General features: G+C 35.5%; 27 protein-coding genes and 1 pseudogene. 18 read left to right on the top strand and 10 right to left on the bottom strand.

Annotated elements, in window-relative coordinates; genetic code table 11:
• The first annotated feature begins 39 nt into the window (after positions 1 to 39).
• Positions 40 to 1,518: a tetratricopeptide repeat protein gene (locus ACIQ0D_RS01450; RefSeq protein WP_395802394.1), complete on the top strand. Its 1,479-nt coding sequence runs from the start codon at positions 40 to 42 to the stop codon at positions 1,516 to 1,518.
• On the opposite strand, the gene ACIQ0D_RS01445 is transcribed toward ACIQ0D_RS01450, so the two are convergent.
• The gene (locus ACIQ0D_RS01445) at positions 1,515 to 2,591 is read right to left on the bottom strand and encodes a 3-oxoacyl-ACP synthase III family protein (RefSeq protein WP_395802392.1); all 1,077 of its coding nucleotides are present in this window, start codon (positions 2,589 to 2,591) and stop codon (positions 1,515 to 1,517) included. The genes ACIQ0D_RS01450 and ACIQ0D_RS01445 overlap by 4 nt on opposite strands.
• A gap of 544 nt (positions 2,592 to 3,135) precedes the next feature.
• On the opposite strand from ACIQ0D_RS01445, the gene ACIQ0D_RS01440 reads away from it, so the two are divergent.
• On the top strand, positions 3,136 to 3,471 hold the full coding sequence (locus ACIQ0D_RS01440) for a hypothetical protein (RefSeq protein WP_395802390.1): 336 nt from the start codon (positions 3,136 to 3,138) through the stop codon (positions 3,469 to 3,471).
• Between the two features lie 75 nt (positions 3,472 to 3,546).
• Here ACIQ0D_RS01440 and ACIQ0D_RS01435 read toward each other — a convergent pair whose 3' ends face one another.
• The 3 genes from ACIQ0D_RS01435 to rsfS form a co-directional block, all read right to left on the bottom strand.
• Entirely contained in the window at positions 3,547 to 4,182 is a 636-nt protein-coding gene (locus ACIQ0D_RS01435; protein WP_395802388.1) for a lactate utilization protein C, read from the bottom strand.
• 69 nt (positions 4,183 to 4,251) lie between these two features.
• Positions 4,252 to 6,348, bottom strand: a complete 2,097-nt coding sequence (gene ftsH, locus ACIQ0D_RS01430; protein WP_395802386.1) for an ATP-dependent zinc metalloprotease FtsH — start codon at positions 6,346 to 6,348, stop codon at positions 4,252 to 4,254.
• A 50-nt stretch (positions 6,349 to 6,398) separates the two neighbouring features.
• Positions 6,399 to 6,773, bottom strand: coding sequence for a ribosome silencing factor (rsfS, locus tag ACIQ0D_RS01425; RefSeq protein WP_291399724.1), 375 nt, complete (start codon positions 6,771 to 6,773; stop codon positions 6,399 to 6,401).
• Positions 6,774 to 6,815: 42 nt separating this feature from the next.
• Here rsfS and ACIQ0D_RS01420 point away from each other — a divergent pair, with 42 nt between their 5' ends.
• The 5 genes from ACIQ0D_RS01420 to lpcA all read left to right on the top strand — a co-directional run bounded on the left by ACIQ0D_RS01420 (position 6,816) and on the right by lpcA (position 12,459).
• Positions 6,816 to 7,586 (top strand): biotin--[acetyl-CoA-carboxylase] ligase, encoded by a 771-nt coding sequence (locus ACIQ0D_RS01420; RefSeq protein WP_395802384.1) that lies wholly within the window; start codon positions 6,816 to 6,818, stop codon positions 7,584 to 7,586.
• Positions 7,587 to 7,589: 3 nt separating this feature from the next.
• Positions 7,590 to 9,620: a cytochrome c biogenesis protein CcdA gene (locus ACIQ0D_RS01415; RefSeq protein WP_395802382.1), complete on the top strand. Its 2,031-nt coding sequence runs from the start codon at positions 7,590 to 7,592 to the stop codon at positions 9,618 to 9,620.
• A 1-nt stretch (position 9,621) separates the two neighbouring features.
• The gene (gene pfkA, locus ACIQ0D_RS01410) at positions 9,622 to 10,605 is read left to right on the top strand and encodes a 6-phosphofructokinase (protein WP_395802380.1); all 984 of its coding nucleotides are present in this window, start codon (positions 9,622 to 9,624) and stop codon (positions 10,603 to 10,605) included.
• A 67-nt stretch (positions 10,606 to 10,672) separates the two neighbouring features.
• On the top strand, positions 10,673 to 11,884 hold the full coding sequence (locus tag ACIQ0D_RS01405; protein ID WP_395802378.1) for a PQQ-dependent sugar dehydrogenase: 1,212 nt from the start codon (positions 10,673 to 10,675) through the stop codon (positions 11,882 to 11,884).
• Positions 11,884 to 12,459 (top strand): D-sedoheptulose 7-phosphate isomerase, encoded by a 576-nt coding sequence (lpcA, locus tag ACIQ0D_RS01400; protein WP_395802376.1) that lies wholly within the window; start codon positions 11,884 to 11,886, stop codon positions 12,457 to 12,459. Before ACIQ0D_RS01405 ends, lpcA begins: the two co-directional genes overlap by 1 nt.
• A 26-nt stretch (positions 12,460 to 12,485) precedes the next feature.
• Here the strand turns inward: lpcA and ACIQ0D_RS01395 are convergent, their stop codons facing one another.
• Positions 12,486 to 12,818, bottom strand: coding sequence for a heavy metal-binding domain-containing protein (locus tag ACIQ0D_RS01395; protein WP_395802374.1), 333 nt, complete (start codon positions 12,816 to 12,818; stop codon positions 12,486 to 12,488).
• A gap of 53 nt (positions 12,819 to 12,871) precedes the next feature.
• The gene (locus tag ACIQ0D_RS01390; protein ID WP_395802372.1) at positions 12,872 to 13,405 is read right to left on the bottom strand and encodes a 5'(3')-deoxyribonucleotidase; all 534 of its coding nucleotides are present in this window, start codon (positions 13,403 to 13,405) and stop codon (positions 12,872 to 12,874) included.
• A gap of 105 nt (positions 13,406 to 13,510) precedes the next feature.
• Between ACIQ0D_RS01390 and ACIQ0D_RS01385 the strand changes: the two are divergent.
• The 8 genes and pseudogenes from ACIQ0D_RS01385 to ACIQ0D_RS01350 form a co-directional block, all read left to right on the top strand.
• Positions 13,511 to 14,059: pseudogene (locus ACIQ0D_RS01385) on the top strand (30S ribosomal protein S16); the annotation flags it as partial.
• A gap of 229 nt (positions 14,060 to 14,288) precedes the next feature.
• Positions 14,289 to 14,816: a ribosome maturation factor RimM gene (rimM, locus tag ACIQ0D_RS01380; protein ID WP_395802370.1), complete on the top strand. Its 528-nt coding sequence runs from the start codon at positions 14,289 to 14,291 to the stop codon at positions 14,814 to 14,816.
• 47 nt (positions 14,817 to 14,863) lie between these two features.
• Positions 14,864 to 16,057 (top strand): anhydro-N-acetylmuramic acid kinase, encoded by a 1,194-nt coding sequence (locus ACIQ0D_RS01375; protein WP_395802368.1) that lies wholly within the window; start codon positions 14,864 to 14,866, stop codon positions 16,055 to 16,057.
• A gap of 224 nt (positions 16,058 to 16,281) precedes the next feature.
• A complete protein-coding gene (locus ACIQ0D_RS01370; RefSeq protein ID WP_395802366.1) occupies positions 16,282 to 16,728 on the top strand; it encodes a hypothetical protein in 447 nt (148 codons plus the stop codon).
• Positions 16,718 to 16,918 carry a helix-turn-helix transcriptional regulator gene (locus ACIQ0D_RS01365; protein ID WP_395802364.1) on the top strand — a complete coding sequence of 67 codons (201 nt, stop codon included), beginning with the start codon at positions 16,718 to 16,720 and terminating at the stop codon, positions 16,916 to 16,918. Before ACIQ0D_RS01370 ends, ACIQ0D_RS01365 begins: the two co-directional genes overlap by 11 nt.
• Positions 16,919 to 17,000: 82 nt before the next feature.
• Entirely contained in the window at positions 17,001 to 17,675 is a 675-nt protein-coding gene (gene trmD, locus ACIQ0D_RS01360) for a tRNA (guanosine(37)-N1)-methyltransferase TrmD (protein WP_395802362.1), read from the top strand.
• 139 nt (positions 17,676 to 17,814) lie between these two features.
• Positions 17,815 to 18,162 carry a 50S ribosomal protein L19 gene (rplS, locus tag ACIQ0D_RS01355; protein WP_395802360.1) on the top strand — a complete coding sequence of 116 codons (348 nt, stop codon included), beginning with the start codon at positions 17,815 to 17,817 and terminating at the stop codon, positions 18,160 to 18,162.
• Between the two features lie 160 nt (positions 18,163 to 18,322).
• Positions 18,323 to 19,468, top strand: coding sequence for a mechanosensitive ion channel family protein (locus tag ACIQ0D_RS01350; RefSeq protein ID WP_395802358.1), 1,146 nt, complete (start codon positions 18,323 to 18,325; stop codon positions 19,466 to 19,468).
• A 73-nt stretch (positions 19,469 to 19,541) separates the two neighbouring features.
• On the opposite strand, the gene ACIQ0D_RS01345 is transcribed toward ACIQ0D_RS01350, so the two are convergent.
• The 4 genes from ACIQ0D_RS01345 to ACIQ0D_RS01330 all read right to left on the bottom strand — a co-directional run bounded on the left by ACIQ0D_RS01345 (position 19,542) and on the right by ACIQ0D_RS01330 (position 23,162).
• A complete protein-coding gene (locus ACIQ0D_RS01345) occupies positions 19,542 to 19,727 on the bottom strand; it encodes a hypothetical protein (protein ID WP_395802356.1) in 186 nt (61 codons plus the stop codon).
• A 7-nt stretch (positions 19,728 to 19,734) separates the two neighbouring features.
• Positions 19,735 to 20,406: a phosphatidylserine decarboxylase family protein gene (locus tag ACIQ0D_RS01340; RefSeq protein WP_395802355.1), complete on the bottom strand. Its 672-nt coding sequence runs from the start codon at positions 20,404 to 20,406 to the stop codon at positions 19,735 to 19,737.
• A 72-nt stretch (positions 20,407 to 20,478) separates the two neighbouring features.
• Positions 20,479 to 21,012, bottom strand: a complete 534-nt coding sequence (gene hpt / locus ACIQ0D_RS01335; RefSeq protein ID WP_395802353.1) for a hypoxanthine phosphoribosyltransferase — start codon at positions 21,010 to 21,012, stop codon at positions 20,479 to 20,481.
• 17 nt (positions 21,013 to 21,029) lie between these two features.
• A complete protein-coding gene (locus ACIQ0D_RS01330) occupies positions 21,030 to 23,162 on the bottom strand; it encodes a transglycosylase domain-containing protein (RefSeq protein ID WP_395802351.1) in 2,133 nt (710 codons plus the stop codon).
• A 177-nt stretch (positions 23,163 to 23,339) separates the two neighbouring features.
• Between ACIQ0D_RS01330 and ACIQ0D_RS01325 the strand changes: the two genes are divergently transcribed.
• The 3 genes from ACIQ0D_RS01325 (at position 23,340) to ACIQ0D_RS01315 (ending at position 25,424) form a co-directional block, all read left to right on the top strand.
• Positions 23,340 to 24,401 carry an Mrp/NBP35 family ATP-binding protein gene (locus ACIQ0D_RS01325; protein ID WP_395802349.1) on the top strand — a complete coding sequence of 354 codons (1,062 nt, stop codon included), beginning with the start codon at positions 23,340 to 23,342 and terminating at the stop codon, positions 24,399 to 24,401.
• Positions 24,402 to 24,441: 40 nt separating this feature from the next.
• Entirely contained in the window at positions 24,442 to 24,720 is a 279-nt protein-coding gene (locus ACIQ0D_RS01320; protein ID WP_291399762.1) for a NifU family protein, read from the top strand.
• Positions 24,721 to 24,788: 68 nt separating this feature from the next.
• On the top strand, positions 24,789 to 25,424 hold the full coding sequence (locus tag ACIQ0D_RS01315) for a hypothetical protein (protein WP_395802347.1): 636 nt from the start codon (positions 24,789 to 24,791) through the stop codon (positions 25,422 to 25,424).
• The last annotated feature ends 113 nt before the right edge of the window (positions 25,425 to 25,537 follow it).

Genomic DNA, 25,537 nt, shown 5'->3' with positions numbered 1-25,537 from the left:
GGTCGCTTTTTTTTTGCCTGTATAATTTAAACTCTCAACATGTTATTTAGAAGGCTTTTTTTCACATTCTTGCTTTTAGCTCTCCTTCCAAAGGTACATGCCAATTTTGATTTTAATGCTAATTGCATTAAAGCCTATCAAAGTATCATGGCATTAAAGCTAAATACTGCTCGAGCCCTCATTAATGCCGAGAAAAAGAGGAATCCCAACAACTCAATCCCCTATTTGCTAGATAATTATGTTGATTATTTCAATTTGATTACGAGTGAAAACCAATCCGACTACGCACGTTTTAAAGAAAGCAAAAGCCTTCGCATCAGGCGAATTGAAAAAGACGATAAAGACTCACCTTATTACCTTTACGCTCTAGCAGAAATCAATCTTCAGGTAGCTCTAAGTCGAAGTAAAGAGAAAGAATATTTTTCAGCTTCCATAGAGTTCAATAAAGCCTTTAGTCAATTAAAGGAAAACTCAAAAAAGTTCCCCAATTTTTTACCTAATCAAAAAAGTTTGGGCATGATTCAGGCTGTTTTAGGTTCCTTCCCGGAAGGATTATCGAAGGCTTTATCTGCGTTCGGAATTCGTGGAGATACCCGGACGGGTGTAAAGCTTTTAGAAAACCTAATTGAAAAATTACCTGAATCAAGCTATTCCCATTTCTATGATGAAACAGTGTTTTATTATGCTATAATTCAAACAGATATTATTTCTGAATCTACGAATTATGCTAAAATCGTAAAAATTACAGAGCAAATAGATCGTGAAAGTCTGCTAAGGACCTATATCAGGGCCTATGCGGGCATTAAGCTAGGTAACTCTATAAAGTCAGTGCTTGAATTAAATAAAAGGCCTACAGAACCGTTTTATGTTGCCTATCCTTATCTTGATTATTTAATGGGTCTTGCAAAATTGCAAAACCTTGATCAGAGCGCTGCTAGTAATTTTCAGGCTTATCTTAAGTTGAATCGCGGGACTAACTTAATTAAGGATACTTATTTACAATTAGCTTGGCTAGAATTAGTTAAGGGGAATGGTCCAGGCTATCAACAATTTGTTTCACTAGTAAAAACGAAGGGTAATAATAGCCATAATCGTGATTTCCAGGCTTTAAAGGAAGTTAATTACGGTATTCCCGATATAAATTTATTAAAGGCAAAGCTATTATCTGATGGTGGTAATTATGACAAAGCACTTGCCCAGTTATTGGGTAAAAGCACATCAGACTTTAAGAGTTTGATGCATCAAATTGAATTTAACTATCGTATCGGTAGAATTTACGATCTCAGTTCTAAATTCGACCAAGCATTGAAGTACTATCAAGTTGCTATTGATTTGGGTAAGAATCAGGCCTATTCATTTGCTGCTAATTCGGCCTTGCGAAGTGGAATTATTTATGAAAAGAATAAAAATTTCATTCGTGCAAAGCAGTTTTATACGCTTGCGATAAACATGAAAGATCATGACTATGAAAATAGCATTGAAAATCGTGCAAAAGAAGGATTAAAGCGTATAAATTAGAATTTATACACCATTGAATTGATGTTCATTCCTGCCCCCACTGAAGTAAATACAACAATATCACCCTTGTTAATTTGATGATCTCCCAACTTGTTTTTTAATATTAAGTCAAGAAGAGTTGGAACGGTTGCCACAGAACTATTTCCTAAGCTTGCTATGGTCATTGGCATTACGTCTGTTGGCGCCTCTGTAATTCCATTTAGCTTGAATAATCTTTTTAAGATGGCTTCGTCCATTTTACCATTTGCCTGATGAACGAGCACTTTTTTTACATCGCGAACGTCTATTTTTGCCTTGTCGAGCGACTGTTGGATTACTAGTGGAACATTTTTTAGCGCATATTCATATATTTTCCTGCCATCCATTTTAATATATTGTTCTTCTGTAATAAAGTCAGGGTTGCTTGATCCCCCAGAAAACAAGTAATTAACCTCCGAAACCGTATGCGTTTGCGTTTTATGCGATATTATTCCTTCTGAATCAGTTATTTTAGCTTCTAAAATTGTTGCACCAGCACCATCTGAGAAAATCATGCTATCTCTATCATGTGGATCGGTTACTCTTGATAAGGTTTCTGTACCAATTATTAATATACGTTTAGCATCACCGGAGCGAATGAAATAATCAGCTTGAATCATTCCCTGTAGCCAACCTGGGCATCCAAAAGGAAGGTCATAAGCCACACAATCGGGGTTTTGTATACCCAATTTATTTTTGATTCTTGATCCCAGTGTTGGTAAGACATCTACACGAGTACTTCCTGCGGTGATATCCCCAAAATTATGTGCTACAATGATATAATCAAGACTTTCTGGGTCAATTTCAGAGCTATTTATGGCATCTAGAGCCGCAAAATATCCTAAATCTGAAGCTTTATGCTCTTTATTGGCATAACGACGCTCCTCGATTTCGGTGATATCTTGAAATTTTTCAATTATTTCGGAATTATTCCTAAGTATAGGTTCTCCATTTTTCTCGTAAAAACGATTTTCTAAAAAGTCGCTATTGGGAATAATATTTTCTGGGATAAAACTACCTGTAGCTATAATTACAGATTTGATACTAGTGCTCATCAAAAGAATTTATACTGAATACTATATTGGTTTATTGTATTAAAGGTACGTAATCTTTTTAAAAACGAGTGCTCCAATTTTGAAATTAATGAAATTATCCTTATATTATTAGGAACATGTATGAGCTTTCTTCATGGTTTTAGGCTCTTATTTTTTGATGCATATTAAAATTCCATATAAAAACCTTTTAATTTCGATCTAATTAATACTCACATAAACGGTTTATTTTTAACCTTGTTTTTAGTGAATATTATAACGTTTAAAATAAAAAAAATGTGTTACTAATACGTTACTGTAACATAATTAACACGATTTAATTTATTCAAAGGCCAATTTTGAATTAAATTTGATGAAAATCTATTTGTCGACACAAATTTTAAAACATTTTTAAAAATAGCAATAAGGTTTATTTGAGCATTTTCCCCATTAAATAGTAGAATATCTCAGTTTATTAATTCATTGATTTTTTCAATTTCAATGAAGAAACTATTTAACTGTTTTAAAAATTGGCATGATGTCAAATAGTAATTTATCAAGATTTTAAATGCTCACCATAGAAGAAGAGTTGAGAAATTTAGGCACTATTATTGGAAATGATTATTCTTTGGATGGTCCAGAAAATCAAATAATAAGTAGTTTGAACCTAAGCGTAATTCATTCCGAAAATGAATGTCCTATTAGTAATGCGCTAATTAGTATTGAGTGCATTGGTAAAACAGCTATTTGTAATGCTGATGGTGAACTGTGCTTGACCGATCTCAAGCCTGGAAAATACGATATTGATGTTATTTGTCCTGGTTTTATTGCCCAAAGAGTTTCAATATTAATTCCTTTAGAAGAGCCTAATCCAATAAGGGTGAAAATGATTAGCAATAGCTAAATAATTGTTAGCTTTTCTATACATATTGTAGCTAATATAATTCACTACAAGGCATTTTGGTTTATCAAAAAATGCTTAATCTTCAAGAAGAAATACATAAAGTTCTTTAGGGCCATGGGCTCCTAAAACCAGAGTTTTTTCGATATCTGCCGTGCGACTTGGTCCCGTGATATTTGAAACCATGCTTGGTAAAGCCTCGGGATATTTTTCTTTTAATTTCTTAAAACCATCTTTTAAGTCGAGAACCAATTGAGAAGTATAAGCTATAACTATGTGAATATGAGGATAAATGCTTAACCTTCTACCGGCTTCAGACCCATTAGAAATTAAAACACTTCCATTTCTAGCGATTAATGATTCACAGAATGTAATTCCAACGTCTGCATTTAAAAAATCAGTATCAGTACTATAACTTGGAAACTCGTATTTATTTAGAAGGGTTTGAAGTTTAGGTTCCCAAGCATAAATTTTACGCCAGCTCTTTTTTTCGGCCAGTTCTAATAGGTTTTCAATCAATTGGATTTCATCCTCACAAAAAACAAAAGCTCCAGACACAGCACTAAGTTGTTCAGCAAATAGAACATCTAAATGGTCTGTATAGTCTTGGTATAGCGGAGTCTCTTCTAAATTGGGATAGGGGTTGTCGTGTTTTTCAAGAAGAGCTTTTCTGATCTTCTTCAACATCTTTTCTTTAGAAGTTGTTTCTTTCATGAACAATGATATTTTATCAAAAAACCTAATTCTTAATTGAATTAGGCTTCTTGATTTTAATTCTTGATTTTAATCTTGTGTTGATCTGTTTTCTGGAAGATCAATATTATGATCTACCATACCTTCATGCTCAATGGGTTCTTTAGCTTGTTTTTTATCAGCTTCCGGTTCAGTGCCATTAACAAACTCATCATAAGTTGTGCGATTATCAAATGGACGCTTTCCCAAAATTTCCTCTAAATCGGATTGGAAAAGAATTTCTTTTTCAAGAAGCTTTTCTGCTAATTTTTCTAAGCCATCGCGTTTGTCGGTAAGTAATTGTTTTGTACGTTGGTATGCCTTGTCGATTTGGTTACGAACCTCAATATCAATCATTTCTGAAGTTTTTTCAGAGTATGGCTTATTGAACTGGTATTCACCTTGCGTATCATTGAAGGATACATTACCTACTTTATCATTCATACCGTAAATGGTTACCATGGCATAAGATAGTTTAGTGATTCTCTCCAAATCGTTTTGTGCACCAGTTGATATTTTATTAAACACAATATCTTCGGCTACACGACCACCAAGCGTCATACACATACCATCAATTAACTGCTCTGTGGTATATAAAAACTGCTCTTTAGGAAGATATTGAGCATAACCCAATGCTGCAACGCCCCTAGGCACAATAGACACTTTTACCAAAGGATCAGCATGTTCAAGAAACCAACCTGCAATAGCGTGACCAGCTTCATGATATGCTACAATTCTTTTCTCTTCAGGTGAAATAATCTTGTTCTTTTTCTCTAAACCACCAATAACACGATCTACAGCATCTTGAAAATCTTGCATATCAACAGCCTCTTTATTTCGGCGTGCTGCAATTAATGCGGCTTCATTACACACATTGGCAATTTCAGCACCAGCAAATCCTGGAGTTTGTGCAGATAATTTCTTAGCATCAACACCTTCGGCAAGTTTTAATGGACCCAAATGCACCTTAAAAATTTGTTCACGACCCACTAAATCTGGCTTGTCGATAGATATTTGACGGTCAAATCGTCCTGGACGCAGTAATGCCGCATCTAAAACATCTGGTCTGTTGGTTGCCGCTAAAATGATAATTCCAGAATCGGTCCCGAAGCCATCCATTTCAACCAATAATTGGTTTAATGTATTTTCTCTTTCATCATTTCCGCCAACAATATTATTTTTTCCACGGGCACGACCAATCGCATCAATCTCATCAATGAAAATGATACAAGGTGCTTTTTCTTTGGCTTGCTTAAACAAATCACGCACACGTGAAGCACCCACACCCACAAACATTTCCACAAAATCGGAGCCTGATAGGGAGAAGAAAGGTACTTGAGCTTCACCTGCAACAGCCTTCGCCATTAAGGTTTTACCGGTACCTGGAGCACCGATTAGAAGCGCACCCTTGGGGATTTTACCACCCAGATTAGTATATTTTTTAGGGTTCTTTAGGAAATCTACAATCTCCATCACCTCTTGCTTTGCCTCTTCAAGGCCTGCAACATCATTAAATGTAATTGACACCTGAGATTCTTTATCGAAAAGAGTAGCTTTTGATTTACCGATATTGAATATCTGACCACCGCCACCACCTCCAGTTCCACCACCCATACGCTTCATAATGAATACCCAGAAACCAATTAAAAGGAGAACTGGTAATATGAATGACATGAACCAGCCAGTCCAAGGACTTTCTCTAGTCTCGGCAACGATTGGTGTACGTTGATTAGCGGGAAGTTCTTTTTCAGCTTCTTTAATTTTTTCTTCGAAGCTTTCAAAAGTTGCCGCAGTAAAAGTGTATTGAGGTCCGGTAGGTGCAGCGTTAAAACTACTCTTAGGTTTTACATCTTCATATTTTTTTTGATCAAGACGATCCTTTTTAATGTAAACATCAATGCTATAAAGATCTCCATTTTTATAAGTTACCAACTTCTCTACATCACCTGTTTTTAACATTTCTGTTTCAAACTTTTGGTAGCTAACAGTCTTTGCATTATTCGAACTAAACAAATACTGAACAACAAATAAACCCAAAATAATGACTGCGTATAGCCACATAATATTGAATTTAGGTGGTTTTGGTACAATCTTTTTTCCCGGAACTTTTTTAATCGGTTTTTTGCTATCTGAATTATTTTCCTTCATTTTCTTTCAATAAGTATTTTTATAATAACGAACATAAACCCTAAAAATGTTTATGCGCTTTTGTATGATTGCATTTCAGCATCTCCCCAAAGATCTTCAATTCCGTAATATTCACGCTTATCGGTTTTGAAAATATGAACAACCACATCCACATAATCAATGATAATCCAATCGGATTGTTGATATCCTTCCTTCCTATATGGTTCAAGCTTCAAGGCTTTAAAAACCTCATCCTCAACACTTTGAGCAATCGCTTTAAGTTGGGTAGACGATTCTGCATGACATACTACAAAATAATCTGCAACTGAGCTATGAATATTTCTTAAGTCGAGACGTACAACTTCATTCCCCTTTTTTTCTTGTATTCCATGAACAACAATTTCAGAGATTGAGGTTGATTCTTTAGCATTTTTATTTTTTACCATTAAAAAATTTTAGTTTTGATTTTTATATAAAGCAAATATTCATTGCAAAATAATACTTTTTCAGGACTATTTGTTGGTCACAATCTAATTACCTTAAAAGAAGTCGACTCAACAAATACCTTTCTTAAGGATGCTGTGTCAAAATCTGCGCCATTAATGGAAGGCACTGTTATTATGGCAGATAGGCAATTTGCTGGTAGAGGACAAGCGGCCAATTCTTGGCAAAGTGAAGCGGGTAAAAACTTAACTTTCAGCATTCTTTTAAATCCCGTTTTCCTTAAGATAGAGCAGCAGTTTGAACTTAATAAGGCTGTTAGCATTGCTTTAAATGATGTTTTAACTAAATACCTTGGCGATTGTGTTTATATAAAATGGCCCAATGATATCTATGTTAACAATAAAAAAATTGGTGGTATTTTGATAGAAAATATAATTCAGGGGAAAAAATTTAAACATGCCATAATAGGAATCGGCTTGAATGTGAATCAGGTAAATTTTGCAGATAATCTTAAAAATATAACCTCTTTTAAACAAGAATTACATCAGGATTACCACTTAATGGGATTATTAGGCGAAATTTGTAGTGCTATTGAAGCTAAATATCTTCAACTGAAGGCGAGCTCATTTAAAAAAATCAATGAAGACTATTTAAATCGTATATATTTAATAGGAGAGATAGCTTCATTTAAGTTTGATGGAAGTATCCAAAAAGGGAAAATTATTGGAATTGCTGAAACTGGTCAGCTTGTTTTGGAAACAAACGGAGAAATTAAGTATTTTAACAACAAAGAAATTGAATTTATAAATCAGTAACACATGAAGAGATTTTTGGTATTAGCATTAACACTGTTTTTCTTTAACGCACAAGCACAATTTTCAGATCCACAGGCTAAGATTTATGATCCTGTAAAATGGAGCTGTTCATCTGAAAAAATTAATGATAAAGAATTTAATCTAGTCATTACTGCAAAAATTGAAAAGGGTTGGCATTTATATTCACAATTTATAGAGGAGGGCGGACCTATTCCTACCTCATTTAAATTTAAACAATCTGCTGATTATAAGCTAATTGGTAAGGTTTCTGAAAGTCCGAAGGCTGTTACCGCCTTTGATAAAAACTTCGATATGCAAATTGCTTGGCATAAAGATCAAGTAGTTTTTAAACAAGGTATTAGCTTAAAAAACCCTTTAGAATCAATTTCTGGAGTGATTGAATTTATGGTTTGTAATGATGAGCGATGCCTGCCTCCAACAGAAATTGAATTTCTAATTCCACTAGCTACACCATCAGCTTCTACCACTATTACTGAATCACAAACGAAAGATAGTATGAGCTCTGCTCCTGTTGTAGATTCTACAGAGGCGGCTCTTAGTCCTAGCCCTAATTCAACTAGCAAGAGTTCTAAATCGGATGGTTCGCTTTGGGCAATTTTTCTGGCTGGATTTATTGGCGGACTTGCAGCATTTTTTATGCCTTGTATCTATCCGATGATACCGATGACGGTTTCTTTTTTCACGAAGCAATCTGGTTCAAGAGCCAAAGGAATTAGGAGTGCTATTATTTATGGTGTCTCTATCATTATTATTTACGTGGCTTTGGGTTTATTAATTACCCTTATTTTTGGAGCATCTGCCCTGAATGAAGCAGCAAGTAGCGCTACATTTAATCTCCTATTTTTTGTTGCACTAATTATTTTCGGAATTTCTTTTCTGGGCGCATTTGAGATTACTTTACCATCATCGTTGGTAAACAAAATGGATGAAAAGTCTAACCAAAGTGGCTTTATGGGCTTGTTTTTCATGGCTTTCACACTGGCATTAGTTTCATTTTCATGTACTGGTCCGATAATTGGTACACTTTTAGTTGATGCGGTATCTAAGGGTTCTTACCTCGGTCCCGCAATAGGAATGTTAGGCTTTTCATCGGCATTGGCCATTCCTTTTACCCTATTTGCTATTTTCCCATCTTGGTTAAAAGAGATGCCGAAATCTGGTGGTTGGTTAAATACAGTTAAGGTTTCTTTAGGATTTTTAGAAATTGCGCTTGCCTTTAAGTTTTTATCAAATGTAGATTTGGCTTACCATTGGGGGATATTTAACAGAGATATTTTCTTAATTATTTGGATTGTTGTTTTTGGCATGTGGGCACTTTATTTATTGGGGAAACTTCGTTTATCGCACGATGCCGAAATCAATTTCCTATCGCTACCTAGGCTGTTTTTTGCGATGTTTATTTTAGGATTTACAATTTATATGATACCAGGTTTATGGGGAGCACCACTCAAAGGAATTAGTGCATGGCTACCACCGCAAACCACTCAGGATTTTGATTTGTACTCGAATGCAACATCACCTGCAATTAAGACTGAAACCCAAGGGAAAAAATATGCTGGTTTGTTTCATGCCCCACATGGTTTAGATGCATTTTATGATTATGAAGAAGGTCTTGCCTACGCTAAAACGGTAAATAAGCCTGTTTTAATAGATTTTACTGGTTGGAGTTGCACAAATTGTCGTAAAATGGAGGCTAGTGTATGGCCTGATAAAGAGGTTTTACGCCGTCTTCAAGAAGATTATGTTTTGATATCTTTGTATGTTGATGATAAAACGGAGCTTAGTGAGAATGAGAAATACCAATCTGCATTTAGCGGTAAAAAGGTAAATTCAATAGGACAAAAATGGAGTGATTTTCAAGCCTCTAAATTTGGGACTAATTCTCAACCTTATTATGTGATAGCTGACCATGAGGGAAATACATTGATTGCCCCTCAGGCTTTTAATCTAGACATAAATAATTATAGGAAATTTTTAGAAAGCGGTAAGATTGCTTTTGATAAAAAGAAATAAGATGGCCAAAGTAAATATTAAAAATATTGGAGTTTTTACCTCTGGGGGTGATTCTCCAGGTATGAACGCCGCGATACGTGCGGTTGTTAGAACTGGATTATACCACGATATAAAGGTAACTGGTATTTTAAGGGGTTATGATGGAATGATTAGCGGGGAGTTTCTACCTATGGAAAGGAAATCGGTTGCAAACATCATCCAACGTGGCGGAACGGTACTAAAAACAGCTCGCAGTGAAGAGTTTCGTAGCAAAGAAGGAAGAGTAAAAGCTTATGAGCAATTAAAGAAAAATGGTATAGATGCCCTTGTGGCCATCGGTGGTGATGGGACATTTACGGGTGCCAATATTTTTCATGAAGAATTTAATATTCCAATTCTTGGCTTGGCGGGTACTATCGATAATGATTTACAAGGTACCGATTATACCATCGGATATGATACTGCTATCAATACGGTTATTGATGCGGTAGATAAGATTCGTGATACTGCTGAATCTCATGATCGTTTATTTATTGTGGAGGTTATGGGTAGAGATTCTGGATTAATTGCGCTAAGAAGCGGAATAGGTTCAGGTGCTGAAGCCATTCTAATTCCCGAAACTAAAACAGATGTTAATGCTTTATTAAAGCGTTTAGAAATTAGTAGAAAGGACAAATCTTCAAAAATTATTATTGTTGCTGAAGGTGATGATGCGGGTGGAGGATTTGAAATCGCTAAAATTGTAAAAGAGAAGTTCCCAAGTATTGATACCAGAGTTTCTATTTTAGGGCATATTCAACGAGGTGGTTCACCATCATGCATGGATCGAGTTTTAGCTAGCAGATTAGGAGTGGCAGCGGTTGAGTCGCTCTTAGAAGGCAGAACAAGTGAAATGATTGGAATTGTGAATGGGAAAATACATTTTACACCATTTAGCAGCGCAATTAAGCATAACAAGGATGTAAATTCTGAATTATTGAAGATTGTAGATATTTTATCGCTTTAAATGGTAAAATCTGGTTCATGGCAATTCAATTGTTATTGAACAAAATAGCCAACAAATTATAATGATTATGAAGCCTATAAATCGATTTAATATCCTGATTGTCTTAATCTTTTCATTATTAGTGAGTTGTGCTGATTCCAAGACCAATACGAGTAATGAGAAAAGCATTTCAGTAAAATTATTGGAAATTGCTAGTGGACTTCATTCACCTGTTTCGGCGGTATTTGCCCCAGATGGAAGTATGATACTTGCTGAGCAAACCGGGCAAATAAGGATTATTAAGGGCAACTCTTTGCTAGAAGAGCCCTTTTTAGATTTGGAAAATAAGCTTGTTAAGTTGAGTGGAGCCTACGATGAAAGAGGTTTATTAGGAATTGCCCTGCATCCCGACTTTGTGAAGAACAAAAAATTCTATGTTTACTATAGCGCGCCGACTGATGTAAAAGGTAGTGATCATCAATCAGTCCTTTCCGAATTCAAAGTAAGCAGCAATCCACTTCGAGCAGATCCTGAATCCGAAAGAATATTACTTAACGTTCAACAGCCCGAGAGCAATCATAATGGTGGTGAGCTAAAGTTTGGCCCTGATGGTTATTTATACATTGGCTTAGGTGATGGAGGGGGTGCTGGTGATAAACATGGTAAAATAGGCAATGGACAGGATTTGAGCACTTTTCTAGGTAAAATTTTAAGAATTGATGTCAATGCAGGTTTACCCTATGCTATTCCTCAGGATAATCCTTTTGTTTCTAATAAGTCTGCAAAACCTGAAATTTGGGCTTACGGATTCCGAAATCCATGGAGGTTTTCATTTGATAAAAAGAGTGGGCAACTTTTTGTAGCTGATGTTGGTCAGAATAAGTTTGAAGAAGTAAATATCGTGGAAAAGGGTGGCAATTATGGCTGGAAAATTATGGAAGCGAGCCATTGTTTTGATCCGGAAAATAATTGTAAAACAGAGGGACTAAAACTCCCAATTTATGAATATGAACACGATAAGGGTATTAGTATAACAGGAGGATATGTTTATAATGGGAAGTCGATTCCATCACTTTCAGGAAAATATATTTTTGCTGATTGGACTGGTCCCATGTTTTATTTAGAGCAAAGTGAGAAGAACTGGCAAAAAAGAAATATTGAATTATTGGATAAACCATCAGGTGATTTAAAAATATTGGGTTTTGCCGAAGATGATGAATCGGAAATATATGTACTAACCAATCAAGAGGTTGGTCCCAAAGGCACCAATGGAGCCGTTTACAAATTAGTAAAGCCATAATGGAAAGAATTAAACAACATTTTACAGAAGCTAGAGAGGTTTTAGAAATATTTATTTCTAATCCAGCCAATTTTGTAAGCATTGAATTGGCGGGAAAGATGCTTGTGGAGTCGATTAAATCTGGCGGAAAAATTATCTCTTGTGGTAATGGTGGTTCTATGAGTGATGCGATGCATTTTGCTGAAGAGCTTTCAGGAAGGTATAGAAATGATCGACCAGCATTACCCGCGATTGCGATTTCTGATCCTTCGCATCTTAGCTGTGTGGCAAATGATTATGGCTATTCTTTTGTTTTTTCAAGGATGGTTGAGGCTATTGGTCGCAAGGGGGATGTGCTTTTTGCCATCAGCACCAGTGGTAATTCTGAAAATGTATTAAAGGCTATAGAAGCTGCCCGGGCTAAGGGAATGAAGGTAATTGGACTCACCGGAAAAGATGGTGGTAAAATGTCGGACCTATGTGATGTGGAAATCCGTGCTCCTAAATCAAACTATGCCGATAGAGCACAAGAAATCCATATTAAAATAATTCATTCGCTAATTGACTATGTGGAGTCCGGATTAACTCTGGACTGACAATTGTATTAAATACTTAATAATTATTAGCTTATTCGATCTTCTACAATTACTGCGGTACCTGAAGAAGAAACCATGAGCATACTCCCATTGCTACCCAACGTCTCATAATCAAGATCAACTCCAAGAATGGCATTTGCCCCTAAACGAGTGGCTTGTTCCTGCATTTCGCGCAAAGCGATATCTTTTGCCTCGCGTAAACCCTCTTCATAAGAACCGGATCTTCCACCAACGATATCTCTGATACCTGCAAAAAAATCTTTAACAATATTGGCACCAATAATTGCTTCACCGCTAACTATGCCGATATACTTTACTATTTTTTTACCTTCTAATTCGTTTGTTGTTACTACTATCATTGCTTTTATTTTTTTGATTCAATCTATCATTCAATGTTACAGAAAGAACGATTTTATAACAATTTCTGTTCCACTTCTTTCCAATTGTTTACCCGTTCATAACCCCTTAATAAAAGGTTGTGTGGGGATGAGAAAAGTAATTTTCTACCGTTAAAATCGACGAAATTTTTAATGCGGTCGTCAATTAAAATATCCACATTCACTATTTTATGTCCGCAAAAGATAATATTCTGCCATCCAATAAATGGAAAATGATCTGCAAGCCATTCATATTTATCTTGAAGTGAATTAGGGAATTCCATGGCAGCAGAAACAATGAAGATTTCATACTTTTCTTGAAGCTTTTGTAAAACCTCAATGCTATTGGGCATGACAGCAAGATCTCTAAAAAAGCCCTTTTCATTGATATAATCCCACAATCTCAATTTTATATTTTCGGGAACATGGTGATACATTTCGTTACCGGGCTCAATTTGAAGGTCAAGAGGAATGCCGTAGTCACGGTTATAAAGACTAATAAACTTGGATATTGGATCGGCAATAACTTCGTCCATATCCACTGCAATTCGGAGTTTTCTTTCAGACATGTATCAAAAATAGCGAAAACCATTTTTTAAATGTTATTTTTTTAATATCTTTGCATCCCCGCAGAATAGACTCCGGGAATATGTTGAATACATAAAACTTAAAAAATGGCAACTAAAATCAGATTGCAAAGATTCGGTAAGAAGGGAAAACCTTTTTATCACGTAGTGGTAGCAGACGCTCGTGCTCCAAGAGATGGTAAATTCATCGAAAGATTAGGTTCTTACAATCCAAACACAAATCCTGCTACAATTGAAATTAATTTCGAAAAAGCATTGGATTGGGTAAACAAAGGAGCTCAGCCAACAGATACTTGTCGTGCGATACTTTCATACAAAGGTATTTTATACAAGAAACATCTTGAAGGTGGTGTTAAAAAAGGTGCCCTTACTCCAGAACAAGCAGAAGCTAAATTTGCTCAGTGGTTAGAAGGAAAAACAGGCAAGATTGAGGGAAAGAAAGAAAACCTATCTAAATCTAAAGAAGAAGCTAAAAAAGCAATTTTACTAGCTGAAGCTAAGAAGAAGGAAGAAATTGCAGCAGCAATCGTTGCTAAGAACACTCCTGCTCCAGAAGTGGAAGAAACTGTAGCTGAAGAAGCTCCAGAAGCTGAAGTTTCTGCTGAGGTAGAAGCATCTGCAGAGGAAGTTGAAGCACCGGTAGCTGAAGAAGCACCAGTAGCTGAAGAAGCACCAGTAGCTGAAGAAGCTGCTCCTGCTGAAGAAGCTGCTCCAGAAGCTGAAGCAACTGAAGAAGCTCCATCTGACGAAAAGGCAGAGTAATTCAAAAGATTTATATTTAATAACGTCATTGCCGATGTTTCTTAATTTTTCGAAAGAAGAATAGAAAGAGACACATTAGCAATGACGTTCTTATTTTAGTACCATGAAGATTGAGGACTGTTTTTATATAGGCTATATCACCAAAACCAAAGGTTTAAAGGGTGAAGTTCAGGTTTATTTTGAATATGATGAACCCACAGATCTTCCCCTCGATTCGGTCTTTGCAGAGATAAATGGAAAACTTGTACCCTTTTTTATCTCTTCCTATAAACTGCAAAATAACCAAACGGGAAATTTCTATTTTGATGATATAGACACTATTGAAAAAGCAGAAACTCTTATTCGTAAAAAGCTTTATCTTCCCAATACATTAAAGCCAGTTAGAGATGAAGATGAGTTCTTAATCACTGATCTTAAGGGTTTTATTGTTCACGATCAAACGGTTGGTGAGCTCGGTGAAATTATTGAAATTCATGAGTACCCACAGCAATTTGTGGCCGTTGTTCCCTATAAATTTAAGGAAATTATGTTTCCATTAAACGACGATCTCATTGTTGAAATCGATGATGAAAATGGAATTCTTAAAGTTGATCTCCCGGAAGGCTTAATTGATCTTTATTTAGAGTCTTAAGATTAAATCTCCCTCTTTTGATTAATTTTCTATTTTTATAGAGAATTATGAATCCGAATATTACCTCCCTTTACGAAATAGCCAATAAACCGGTTAGAAAAATTATTGGATTAATGTCTGGGACTTCCTTCGATGGCTTAGATATTGCTCTTTGTGAATTTAGGGCTAGCGGATTAAAGACTCAGGTTAAGGTTTTACACTTTTCAAGTGAGACTTACCCATCCGACTTTAAAGAAGATCTTAAGTCGATTTTTGCCAAACGAACCGTTGATTTTGAGAAACTTACTCTTTTAAATGCTTTTATTGGTAATTATTATGCGGAGCTTATTCTGAATAATTTAAGTGAATGGGGTCTTTCATATGAAGACATTGATCTGATTGCAAGTCACGGGCAAACCGTTTTTCACGCACCTAAACATCAGCGTGCAGCAGATGATTATCCAAATGCAACATTACAAATCGGTGATGGGGATCACATTGCCACAAAAACGGGAATAATTACTATTAGTGATTTTAGGCAAAAACATGTGGCAGCAGGTTGTGAAGGCGCTCCTCTTTCAGTTTACGGTGATTATTTGCTTTTTTCTAGTGCTGATGAAAACCGAATCATGCTCAATATTGGCGGAATATCCAATTTTACCTTTCTTCCTGCTAAGCATTCAACTGAGTTTTTTTCCTCGGATGTTGGTCCCGGGAATACCCTCATGGATCAGTTTGTGCAGCAGCATTATCCCGGTAAATATTTTGATGAAGATGCTAGAATTGCCTCTTCTGGAAGTGTAAATTCCGAACTATTAGATTCTCTATTTTCTAACGATTTCTTTAAATCGGATTATCCCAAGACTACTGGTCCGGAGCTTTTTAGTCTAGCTTATTTAAGCAAGGCTATCAGCAAAATTGGCTTAGAAAAGCTTTCAAATGAAGATATTATGGCCACTTTAGCCGCCTTTACTGCTAAAAGTATAGTAGATGCGGTTAGATCAAGTGTAGCATCAAAAGGAGCCTATGAAATTTACATGAGTGGCGGTGGGATGCACAATCCTTTATTGTTGCACATGATTGAAGAGCAACTTGGTAAAAAACTTAAATTTAGTTCTGATTTGGGTATTGCTCCTGATGCCAAGGAGGCAGTTCTCTTTGCCTTATTAGGAAATGAAGCTGTTTCAGGCGGTCAGACAAATTTTGGCGCCCATCCTGGTGTTCCTTCTATATCGATGGGGAAGATTAGTTTTCCTAAGTAATATAGAGGAAAAAGGTACAATAATTATTGAAGCCTCCGCTCATAATCAAGCACATTCATTTTTACGAGGATCTTTATTGTGAAAGCAATATGTATTAAACTTTGAAAAGCATTTTTTTATTTCATTTGCCCTTCTAAAACAATTTTCAATGGATTGAGATAAAAAATTAAAATTTATCTGTATTTTTGTCAAATAAACTTTACATTTGGTAAAACAAAGTTGATATGAAAAATTCGTTATTAATTCCGGGCAAATACAAGGTAATTGGCTGGATAATTTTTATTCTGTCTTCGTGTTTAGGCCTAGCGACTTCATATTGGGAATATAAGATTCCAGGATTTGCTTTGTCGGTTAAGAATGCTGAATTATTTGCCGATTATAACCTTACTAACGAATTAGCTTTAGCTGGAGTGGTTATTGGTTTGATGATGATTTCATTTGCCAAAGAGAAAATGGAGGATGAATACCTTACTTTGATACGATTAAAATGCTGGCAATGGTCTGTTTTGATCAGTTTCGGAATATTGTTAATTCTTAACTTTGTGCTTTACGGCACTACATTTTACAGTTTTTTAGTTTATAATATGTTTACTGTACCTATAGTATTCATCGCGAAATTTAATTTTAGTCTGTATTTACTTAGACAAGAAAGGGCAGAAGATGAAAAATAATTTGCGCGTACAACGAGCGATTATGAATATTACCCAGTCAGAGCTTGCCGAAATGATTCAGGTTTCCCGACAGACCATTAACACTATCGAATCAGGAAAATATGTTCCATCAACAGTTTTAGCATTAAAAATGGCTAGGGTGTTTGCTGTGCCAGTTGAAGAAATTTTTACCCTTGAAGAATGTGACTAATATTAATTGAGATTAGCTTGATGCTATTCAATGTAATTAATCTCTGTTCTCAATTTCCAATTCTCCTGCCTATCTTTGTAGAATGCGTTTCGATATCATCACCGTTTTACCAGATTTATTGGAGAGTCCCTTTGCACATTCAATTTTACAACGTGCTCAAAAAAAGGGACTTACAGAGATATTTGTACATAATTTGAGAGAATATTCTACCAATAAGCAAAAATCGGTAGATGATTATCAGTACGGCGGAGGAAGTGGAATGGTGATGGGAATTGAGCCCTTTGCCAATTGTATTGAAAAATTAATGGCTGAGCGCGATTATGATGAAGTTATTTTTATGACTCCTGATGGAAAGACTTTGAATCAAAGTATGGCCAATGAGTTATCGAGTAAAGAAAATATCATGATACTTGCTGGTCATTATAAAGGTATCGATCAACGTATTCGTGATATTTTTGTCACAAGAGAAATTTCAATAGGTGATTATGTTCTTTCGGGTGGTGAATTACCTGCTGCCGTTTTAGTGGATAGTATTGTTCGATTGTTGCCAGGAGTATTGAATGATGAAACCTCGGCATTATCGGATTCATTTCAGGGAGAATTACTTGATGCGCCAGTTTATACCCGTCCGGCCGACTGGCGAGGGCATAAGGTTCCCGATATCTTGCTTAGTGGCCATGAGGCAGCTATCAATGAATGGAGGCATGAACAAGCCTTAGAACGAACCAAGCAAAGACGTCCAGATCTTTTAGAATAAGTGCACAAAATGGGGTTTTAAAAAGCTTTATATAAATTAAAAATTGAAAATGTGGAAAAACCTTGTTTGTGTAAAAAATTATTCCTAATATTGCAGTCCGATTTTTACGGGCTAAAAATCGATTTAAGAGCTTAAAATCATGGATTTAGTAAAATTTGTTGAAGAGCAGGCAGTAGTAAAAAAGCAAGTTCCTGCATTCAAAGCCGGTGATACGGTTAGTGTTCACTATAAAATTCGCGAAGGAAATAAAGAACGTATCCAAATTTATCAGGGCGTTGTTATTCAGCGCAATAGTGTAGGTGTAAATGAGACTTTTACAGTACGTAAAATGTCGAATGGAGTTGGTGTAGAGCGTATCTTTCCGGTAAACTCTCCAAACATTGATAAAATTGAAGTAAATAGCTTTGGTAAAGTTCGTAGAGCTAAATTATTCTATTTACGTGAGTTAACAGGTAAGGCTGCTCGTATTAAATCAAAAAGAGTATAATTAAACTATAAGATTTCCGCCTCCTAGATTTTTCTAGGAGGTTTTTTTGTTTAAAAGCATTCGTAAATCCTTTTTCATAGGATTAATCCTATATAAATTGGTTATTTTAAGGTCCAATTTGAGTTAATATTCCTTGCTCACATAAATATTCTTTTAAAAGATGGTAAACGCTGAATTCTTTACTCAACAATTTTTAGGAAATAGCATTCAAAACTATTGCATTTTTGCGGTTATACTTCTGTTTGGTTTGTTATTTAAGCGTCTTTTTTCGAGGCTTTTGAGCAAACTTATGTTTCGCTTGTTTATGCGGATCCAAACGGGTGCCGACCCTAAAATCTTTATAGATCTTTTGATGCGCCCAGTTGAAGTGCTTATACTTTTTGTGGTAGTATATTTAGCTATCAATCAATTAGACTATCCGCTCCAAGAGGTCATTTTTAGAAGAAGTACCTTGGTAAATTCCTTACCATCCGTATTTGAAATTACCCTGATTGAAATAATCGACAATGTGTTTTTATTTCTATTTATCGTTTCTTCCTTTTGGATAATTTTAAGAATCATTGATTTTATCGCCTATGTATTTGAATATAAAGCGACATTATCTGAATCAAAAACCGATAGTCAGATGGTACCTTTTATTAAGGAACTATCCAAGATATTAACTATTGTTTTTGCTGTTTTTGTGATCTTAGGCGCCGTTTTTAAGTTAAATGTTGCCACCATTATTGCTGGTTTAGGAATTGGGGGTATTGCAGTTGCTTTGGCAGCTCAAGATACGCTACAAAACTTGCTTGGCTCATTTACCATTTTTGCAGATAAACCATTTGTTGTAGGCGATCTTGTTCGAATCGACAAATTTGAAGGCACAATTGAAAAAGTTGGTTTTAGAAGTACCCTCATTCGAACGCTCGACAAAACGTTGGTAATTATTCCCAATAAAAAAATGGTTGACAGTCCGCTAGAAAATTTGAGCCTCAGAAACCTCAGAAGAATGAAGTTTAATATTGGATTGAAATATGATACCCCAGTAGACATGATGAAGAAAATTTCTACTGAGATAGAAACTTTTGTAAACAATCATCCCGCTACGAGTCCGGATACCCTTGTCAGCTTCGATTCCTTTGGCGAATCGGCACTAAACATACAAGTCCTCTATTTTATTGAGATCGTTGATTACAACGAATATATGCACATCAGGGAGGATATTAATTATCGCATCATGCAGATTGTTTCCGAAAATGGTGCAGGATTTGCTTTCCCTTCACAAACAGTTTATAATGAATATATTGGAACAAAGGCTGAATAATATTGGTTAATTGTTTAGTCCCAATTTCGAGGTAAAAAGAAGCCGGTTTTTAAACCGGCTTTATAATTGGTAATTAATCTTTCTTTTTTGAAGATTTTTTAGCTTTTCCTTTATCGGCGCAGCAGCTCATTTTACAATCTTTACCCATTTTACATTCCATTTTCTCACCTTTTTTCGAGTTAGTTTTAGGCTCTTGAGCGCTAAGTGTTAATGTAGCTGCAAAGAATGCAATTGCTAAAAATCCGCTTAATTTTTTCATCTTATTTTTATTTTAATGGTTTATTTAAATGTGCTAAAACTGTAATACCACCTTTTACGGTATCTCCTAAGCCTACTTTAATGTCTGTTCCTAAAGGTAAGAAAAGATCTACTCTTGACCCAAATTTTATGAATCCAAATTCTTCACCTTGAATAGATTCTTGTCCTTCTTTTGAATAGCAAACAATTCTTCTAGCAAGTGCTCCTGCTATTTGACGAAATAATATCGAAACGCCTGATTTGTTTTCTAATACAATCGTAGTTCTTTCATTTTCAGTAGATGATTTTGGATTCCAAGCGAATAAAAACTTGCCAGGGTGATATTTGTAATATTTTACGATGCCTGAGATTGGATTTCTATTGATATGAACATTAATAGGCGACATAAATACCGAAACTTGAATTCGCTTTTCTTTAAGAAACTCAGTTTCTTCAGTTTCTTCGATCACAACTACTTTTCCATCTGCCGGACAGATAACATGGTCGTCATTTTGGCTTACGTTAATCGCCGGACTTCTAAAAAATTGAAGAATGATTAGGAATAGGGCAAATGAAAGGATATAAATGGTCCAAATAAACCATGTTGTATCTGGTAGAAGGTATTGTACAACTGCATTTAATACAAAAACGAATAGAATGCAGAGTGCTATGGAGGTGTATCCTTCTTTATGAATGGTCATTATTTATTAATTAAATTTCTGCAAAAGTACAAAATTGAATTAAACTGTTTATTGGCTTTTAAATAATTAAGATTATACAGCTTTGTAAATGTCTTTCAGGTTTCTTCCTAAACCTTTATAATCTAAGCCGTAGCCAACAACAAACTCATCTGGGATTTCAAAACCAACATAGGTAATCTCTTCAAGTTCAACTTTTAAAGAATTGGGTTTTAATAAGAGTGAGCATACATTTACTGAGGCAGGCATATGTTTTTCGACCATTTTCAAGAGATATTCAAGTGTTTTTCCACTGTCTACAATATCTTCTACAATAATTACATCTCTATCCTTTAAAGACATTTGTAGACCAATTTCTTCCTTGATTTTTCCGCTACTTTTATCGCCTTCGTAAGACGAAACCTTCACAAAAGTAACCTCGGAAGAAATGTGAATCTCTTTGATTAAATCTGCAAGAAAAATAAAACTACCATTTAATACACCAAGAAATACTGGTATTTTATCTTCAAAATCAATATTTAGCTGTATTGCTAATAAACGAATTCGCTTCTTAATTTGCTCATATTCAAACAAAAGTTCAAAGTGTTTATCATCAATTTCTATTTTCATGCTTATTTTTTATTAAATTATTGTTTTCTATCGGGTGGTTTCCGCTCAATTTTTCTTTGTTCTCTTTTTTCTTTCCTGCTTGGCAATATGGTATTTGAGCTAGTGTCTTTTTGGATAATTTGAGCTTTTGAATTTTGTTTCAGCTGAAGGCTATCAATTTTTCGGATTATTGATAGTTGTTGTAAAACTAGATCATCCTCCTCTAAATCACTATTTTTCAATAAGCTATCAACAACTAATGAGTCGGTTGGTAATCCCGATCGTAAACTTTCTCGTAAACGTACCGAATAGAAACCATAATTTGTACTGTCGGGGGCAGTCATGCCACGTTTGGCCATGATTCCGCCAATAAAATTAAAGTAAGAAGCTAAACCAGATCTTAAACTCCCATCTCCTTCAAAGCGATATAATCCTGATTTGGGTTTTGGAACGATGCTAGCGAGGAAAATACTTTCTCCAATATTAAGTTCGGAGGGGTGTTTACTAAAATAGTAGCTAGCTGCTTCGCCGATCCCATACACATTTCTCCCCCACTCGATTAAATTAAGGTAGGTTTCAAACATTCGTTGTTTACTAGATAAGCGACCATTTTCCATAATCCACACAATTAAAATTTCTTCAATCTTTCGGGATAGTGTTTTTTGTCTGTTGAGGAATACATTTTTAACCAATTGCATGGAGATGGTGCTTCCTCCTCTTTTGAATGCTTTTTCTTTAAAATTGGTAGCTATTGATTTCCGTATCGATTCTTCAACAAATCCATTATGGCTATAAAATGAAGGATCCTCAGCTGTAAGGAGTGCATTTTTAAGATTAGGGGAAATTTGATCAATAGGGGTAAAATTCGGGTTTTCTGGTCCAATGATTATATCACGCATTGGCTTGCCATATTCATAGGGGGTGTAAATAAAGTTCCCATTTATTTTTTGCAGATTTGTTTTACCCCATTTTTTAACCTTAAACCCATTATTCTTTAATCTTGAGTTAAAAATCACATCATCTGGTTTTTCAGAATCCAAGTAAAAATCCAAGCTATATTGTAGTTTTCCTGCTACTTGCATACCTTCCAGCGACTCAAATAAACCTTGCGGGAATGAATTAAAAATTTGCTGAGCATCCATCTCATCAGTACGAATTTTGAATTCATAAATTTTAGCTGGTGAAACGGTATATTTTATGAAAGGATGAATATCAATATCTTTTATGTGAATGGTTGAAGCGCTATCAATAGAAATGAAATTTTCACCGATAAGCATTTCGGCATCCATAGAAGCTCGTTCAACTATTACATCTGAAGCTGATATTCTGGGATGTTTTACCAGCATATTTTTTACCTCGAAGAGTCCGCTAATTTTCAACTCATCTCCACTTTTTTTAAGTCCCCTCATTTCGGTCCTTGCTGTATCAAAGTTTAGTTTTAAACCGAACTTTTTCTCTAGATAAGGTAATTCAACCTTTTTATTTTCAGCAAAGAGCATTAAATCGAGTTGTTTATCATCAGGATCTACATTGCCTTCAATATGCCATGTGGATTCATTTCCATTAATTTTTATAGTTGAGTTTACTTCACCTCCATCAATTTTTGCATTTGTGGTATTAATATCGACTAGGTTTGAATCGTCTTGGAGTTTAATTCTAAAATCCCTGATATCCATGTCATCAGGAATTTTATAAAGCATCTCATTAATCAGATTATTGGCAAATTTGGCTAAGTCTAGATCCGATTTAGCACTTGTACTATCTGTTTTTGATTTGCGGAAAAGAAAGTCATAATTACTAATTGAATCTTTTTTTACTAAGTTAATTATACCCTTGTCTAGGTTTATTTCAGCCAATTTAATATCTCCAAAGAGAAGTGGGAATAATTTAACGCCAATTTTGAAGTTTTCAATTTTTGCCAAACTATCTCGATCTTGAGGAACGGCCGTAATATTTTTAAATTGTACGCTACTGAGGCCTACAAAAGTGGCACTTTCAATTTTTAGCTCTAGATTATAATCTCTATCTGCTTTACTAATCACTCTTTTTATAGCTGCATTTAAGAGAGCTTCACGTTTTGCATAGGCAATTCCACCGGCAATAAGTATAATTGCAAGCAAGCTAATTAATGAGATTTTGGCAATTTTTAAATATTTCTCGGGTATCTGCATGTAATTTAACCTCCAATAAAGAAAGATAACGCTTTTAAACAAACAATGGTTTCAGCTTGATAAATAATTGCTGGTCAGTCCACTGTAAAAACCTTATTCTACTACAAATAAGATTGCTACTTTTAGTAGATTTGGTGGTAAACTTAATCAAAAATATTATCTCCTTAATATTCAAAAATGATCACGCAAGAACAGATATATAATGCACTTCGTCATGTGGAGGATCCCGATTTAAAAAAGGATCTTGTTAGTTTAAACATGATTGAAGATTTAAAGATTGATGGACTTAAAATCAGCTTTTCGGTCGTTTTAACTACTCCGGCTTGTCCGATGAAAGCTATGCTCGAAAATGCATGCCGTAATGCAATCCTTCATTTTGTAAATAAGGACGCAGATTTAAACATCAATATGACTTCGAGGGTGAGTAGCAGGCCAGAGGGATCATTGGCTGGAATTAAGAATATTATTTTAGTGGCTTCGGGTAAAGGAGGTGTTGGGAAATCAACTGTAGCGGTTAATTTGGCTTTGGGTCTTGCTAAAAAAGGTGCTAGTGTTGGATTAATTGATGCGGATGTGTATGGTCCGTCGATACCCATGATGTTCGGATTAGAGAATGCTCGGCCCAATTCATCGCAGGCGGAAGATGGAAAAGTAAGAATTGAGCCTATCGAGAAATACGGCATAAAATTACTGTCTATAGGATTTTTTACGGATCCAAATCAGCCGGTGCCTTGGCGCGGACCAATGGTTTCGACTGCAGTAAAGCAGCTTTTTAACGATGCCGATTGGGGAGATATTGATTATATGGTGGTTGATCTTCCTCCGGGAACTGGAGACATTCATATCACGGTTGCTCAAGGATTTCCAATAACTGGAGCAGTAATTGTGACTACACCCCAAAATGTGGCTCTTGCTGATGCTCGTAAGGGAGTTGGAATGTTTTTAATGGATTCGATTAATATTCCATTGCTCGGAGTTGTAGAAAACATGTCTTATTTCACGCCTGCAGAACTCCCTGATAATAAGTACTATATATTTGGCCAAAATGGTGGAAAAGCACTTGCTAAGCAGTTTGATACACCATTTTTAGGTGAGATACCATTGGTGAAAAGCATTAGCGATGCTGGTGATGGAGGTAAGCCAATCATTTTAGATGAGAATAGTGTGATGGCGAAGGCATTTATGGATATTGCTGAACGTGTGGCGCAGCAAGTAGCAATTTTAAATGCTGTTAAATAGCATTTTTTAAAAATTTCGTATCTTTATAAAAAGAAAAAACATGGATTTGTTGCAAAGAGTAGAGAATGCCTTAGACACTATCCGCCCATATTTGGAAGCTGATGGTGGAAATGTATCTATCGAAGAGATTACGTCTGATAACATTGTACGTCTTCGTTTATTAGGTTCATGTGGCTCTTGTCCGATGAGTATTATGACTCTCAAGGCTGGAATTGAGCAGGCAATAAAGCGCGCGGTTCCAGAAATTGAAGCAGTTGAGGCAATAAATCTGACTGATATAGATGATCCTGAAGCGGTTTTGCCTGAGCGATTGAAGTAATTTTAATATTGCTTTTTCAATTTAACACAATTTAACACCAAACGCTTACGATTTTAGTAAATTTGAGCATGCGAAACTGTCTATTTTTTCTTCTTCTGTTTTGTACTTTTTCCGGCTTTGCGCAGGTAAGAGATAAAAAGCTCGTGCAGTTTTCGGGTGTGATTATGAACCGTGATAGTAATACGGTTGTTCCTTATGTAACCATTACCAATGTTACTGGTAGAGATCAGTATTTCTCAGCAAATTATAAAGGATATTTCTCATTTGTGGCTAATGAAGGTGATACCTTGCTATTTACTGCTGTTGGATATAGAAAAGAGGGTGTTGTTATTCCTGTAGGGCTTTCCGATAATAGATATACTATTTTAATGAAAATGAAGCAGGAAGTGATTAACCTTCCTGGTGTAAGGGTTTATCCTTGGGCAAGTACAGATGAGTTCAAAAAGGAATTCATGACGATGAAATTTGCCGATGATGACTTAGAAATTGCTAAAAAGAATGTATCACGTGAGAGTTTAGCATCTATGATTGCCACCCTACCTAGAGATGGAGGAGAGATGCAAAGCTTTAATTTTCAGAATAATCATAATAGGTTAACTAGCCGAAATATTAATCAACGTTTAGCAAATCCATTGCTCAATCCTTTTGCTTGGGGAGCACTTATTCAGCAAATTATCCAAGGGGATAAGAGTAGAGGGCAGTAGTGAGGTAGAAGGAATAAAGATCAAAGAGTAAGGACAAAATATTGGAGTAAACAGCATATAGGTTTTTTAGATGTCGTTAGACTAACCCCAAATTGGATCAAGGAATAAGGACA

Source organism: Daejeonella sp. (genome assembly GCF_044342615.1).
Lineage (GTDB): Bacteria > Bacteroidota > Bacteroidia > Sphingobacteriales > Sphingobacteriaceae > Daejeonella.
The sequence above is the reverse complement of the archived record's forward strand: the minus strand, read 5'-3'. Positions and strand labels throughout refer to the sequence as shown.